Consider the following 3,468-nt stretch of genomic DNA (forward strand, 5'->3'; position numbering starts at 1 on the left):
ACCTTGTCGTTCCAGACCACCTCGACATCCTGGGTCCAGGCGGCTTTCCCGGGCCGCGCCCGCAGGTCGAAGCCGAGGCTGTAGGACTGGCCCGCGGCGGCCTCGACATCCTGGTAAAAGCCGTCGCGCGCGCCTTCGAAGTCAAGCTCGACGAAATCCGTCCCATCCGTGGCCCGAACGCCGTTGTGGTTGTTCCAGACCTCGATGCGGCCGCCCGACAGCGCCGTCCAGCCCTGCAGCGACTGGAACGCGCCATACTGGTCCGAACCCACCTCGGCCGTCTCGAACGAGCCGTTCACAAGAAGGTTGCTTCCGGAAGGGGCGGAAGGCGCGGGCGCAGGCTGCGACGGTTCCGGTTCAGCCGGCCGTGCCGGCTCGGTCGGTCGTGCCGGTTCCGTGGGGCGCGCCGGCTCACGTCCGGGGGCGTCGTCCTTGAGCCAGTCCAGGCGCCTGGCGAAGTCGCCCAGCCAGGCGTCGCGATCCTCGTAGATCGTCATGGCGCCGTTCGTGTTGGGCCGGCCGAGATCGAGATCCGGGTGCGGGTTGTCGGTGTAGTAGCGGTCCGACACCTTGATGAACTCGCCGCCCCAGCTTTCCCTGGTGGGGTCGTTCTGGTCGCCGCTGAGAAAGCGCAGCACGGTGGGGCTGTCGCCCATCTTGACGCCGGCCTGGTTGAAGATGTCCCCCGACAGCTCGGCAAAGAAATCGCCCAGGGCGCCATGGCCCCTGGCGTTCTCGTCATGCCAGCCCTTGATGATGCCCGAGCTGGACGGGGTCTGGTACATGCCCCGGAAGGAGGACTGGTTGTCCACCCACAGGTCCAGTTCGCCCTGGAAGTTCTGCTTGATGTAGTTGTAGGCGTGCGTGTCCTGCCGGCTGATGTTGAAGAACCGGACATGCGGCGCGATCGAGGGATCGTCATGCAGCGCCTGGGCCAGGTCGGTCTCGCCGCCCCAGGTCAGGACGTTCAGCTTCTCGCCGGCATCGGCGGCCTTTCTGGCCTCGGCAATGATCGCGCGCGAGGAATCGGTGGGCGAGGTATGGCCCTGCCAGGGGGCCGTGTCCGTAGCGCCCTGCCAGCTTACGGCCTTGAGTTCGTCCGCGGTCTTGAAGGCGGAACTGCGCGCTTCCAGCCTGGCATGGTCATGGCCATAGACGTCGATGATCCGGTCGATGTCCTGCACCAGACCGTCCTGGTGGCCGTGGATGGAGGCGGTCCCGGCGATGCCCACGATGTCCATCTTGTCCTGATACAGCAGGGCATGGATGAGGGACTGGGCATCGTCCTTTTCCTCGGACGAAAGCCTGAGGTCGGTGGAAATGAAAACTCTCGGCAGCGGCATGGTCGATCTGTCTCCTTGCTGTCCCTTGTCGAAGCCGGCAGACGGCACGCGGCCTTCGGCATCGCCCGGTCGGGCGATCCGCCTGGCAACCGCGCTGTCGATCGCAGCCGACAAGGGGTTTAGTGACCCAGGGTTAATACAACCTTAAGGCGATTCCCGTTTGCTGAGCAAAGCGGGATGCGCCGGGATGCGACCCGCGATTTCCGGCGAACCCGGTATCCGCCGCGCGCAGGCGGCCCGCAGGGCCTTTGCGGGCGGCGCGGTGCCGAAGGTTTCGGCGGAAAGGTCAGGCATCGGCGGCATCGGGGCTTTCATCATTGGCAGGCCCGGTCTACGCGGCTGGCCCCAGGAGTTCACTCCATAAATGTAAAGTTTTATCAGAACCTTGCGGGAATCGGCGGAATCCCGGACAAGGTCCGGGTGAAGATGGGCGGCATGTCGCCGAACAGGAAATCCAGTCGGACCCGAACGTCGGGTCAGGAGTTGATCGTCTGCACGGGTCCGTGAGACGAAGCGTCCCCAGATCAAGAGTTTATGACTTAAAAGACAGTTCTTATCGGGATTGGCCGGTGGCCAAGGCGCCTGCCGCCATTTACATCCCGCAGGCAAATCGTCGGCATCATGGTCGCGCCACGGGCCGCTGCCGACCTGAAGGATCGGGTAAAAGGCATGAATTATCGCTCTCTGGCGGATCTGAACGACGCGATCCTGCGCAACCTGCACGGGCTGCCGCGGGACATCGACCTTGTTGTCGGCATCCCCCGCAGCGGCCTTCTGGCCGCCAACCTGTTCAGCCTGGTGACGAACATCCCGCTGGCCGACCTCGACAGCTTTCTCGAAGGGCGGCTTCATACCTCCGGCACCACCAAGCGCCACAAGGGGCTGGACCGCGATCTTGCCGACATGCGCCGCATCCTGATCCTGGACGACAGCATCTTCAGCGGCAACGCGATGCGCGATGCGCGCCTGCGGGTCGAGGCGGCGGGCATCGCCGAAAAGACCGGGGCCGAGATCATCTTCGCCGCCATCTATGGCAGCGAGGCAAGCTACCCCGAGGCCGATTTCATCTTCGAGCGGGTGAAAAGCCCGCGCATCTTCCAGTGGAACTTCATGCACCATGTCGTGCTGGAGGAAAGCTGCGTCGACATCGACGGGGTGCTGTGCCTCGACCCGACCGAGGATCAGAACGACGACGGGGATGCCTATCGCCGCTTCCTGACCGAGGCGCTGCCCCTGCACGCGACCTCGCGCCGGCTGGGCTGGCTGGTCACCAGCCGGCTTGAGAAATACCGCCCCGAGACCGAGGCCTGGCTGAAGGCCCAGGGCATCGAATACGGCCAACTCGTCATGCTGGACCTGCCTTCCAAGGCCGAGCGGCAGCGCCTGGGTGCCCATGGCACCTTCAAGGCCGAGTTCTACCGGAACTCGAACGCGACCCTGTTCATCGAAAGCGAGCACCGGCAGGCCCGGACCATCGCCCGGCTGTCGGGAAAGCCGGTCCTGTGCGTCGAAACCCACCAGATCTGCATGCCCGACAGCCTGTCGCGCGTCGCGATGCGCCAGCAGATGCGGAACATGCCGACCCGGCTGAAGCAGCGGGCGCACGGAACCGGCCGCCGCATCAAGGGCGTGGCCCGCGGCCTCATGGGGGACACGGCCTATCTTGCCCTGAAGAACCTGGTCCGTCCCCAGCCCAAGAGCCAGACCAGAAGCTGAATCCCGGCCCCCCGGCCGCATGAGGGCCGCGCGCGGGGCGTCCCCGCCCCGCACCCGTTCACATCCGCAGGAGCGGGCGGCCTTTCCGAGGCCGGCCGGGGGAACCCCCGGCCCTTCGCCCTCGCCTGTCCCGCGCGTTTGCGGTAAGGCCGCCCTCGCGATCAGGTGATCGGCCCGCGCCCGGTTCAGGAAAAGCCGGGGGCGCGGGCAGCGTTTCGGAAAGGTGGCGCGTGGCAGCCGACAGCACAGTCTTTGATCCGCCCTCGGGATCGCTCGGCCGCTCGGTCGGGCGGGGGGCGCTGGTGACCGGGGGCTCGCAGGCCGTCCGGCTCGCCTGCCAGTTCGCCTCGGTCATCGTCCTGTCGCGCCTGCTCTCGCCCGAGCATTTCGGCATCGTCGCCATGGCCGC

At 66.2% G+C, this 3,468-nt stretch carries 2 protein-coding genes; one reads left to right on the top strand and one right to left on the bottom strand.

The features are described 5' to 3' along the window. A partial coding sequence (locus Q4F04_RS14990) for a nucleoside hydrolase-like domain-containing protein (RefSeq protein WP_303370597.1) occupies positions 1-1,343 on the bottom strand: 1,343 nt, incomplete at its 3' end. 669 nt (positions 1,344-2,012) lie between these two features. Here Q4F04_RS14990 and Q4F04_RS14995 point away from each other — a divergent pair. After that, complete coding sequence (locus tag Q4F04_RS14995) at positions 2,013-3,059, top strand: phosphoribosyltransferase family protein (protein WP_303370598.1); 1,047 nt, start codon at positions 2,013-2,015, stop codon at positions 3,057-3,059. The last annotated feature ends 409 nt before the right edge of the window (positions 3,060-3,468 follow it).

It is taken from the genome of Paracoccus sp. (in: a-proteobacteria), from assembly GCF_030536915.1.
In the GTDB taxonomy this organism is placed as follows: Bacteria; Pseudomonadota; Alphaproteobacteria; order Rhodobacterales; family Rhodobacteraceae; genus Paracoccus.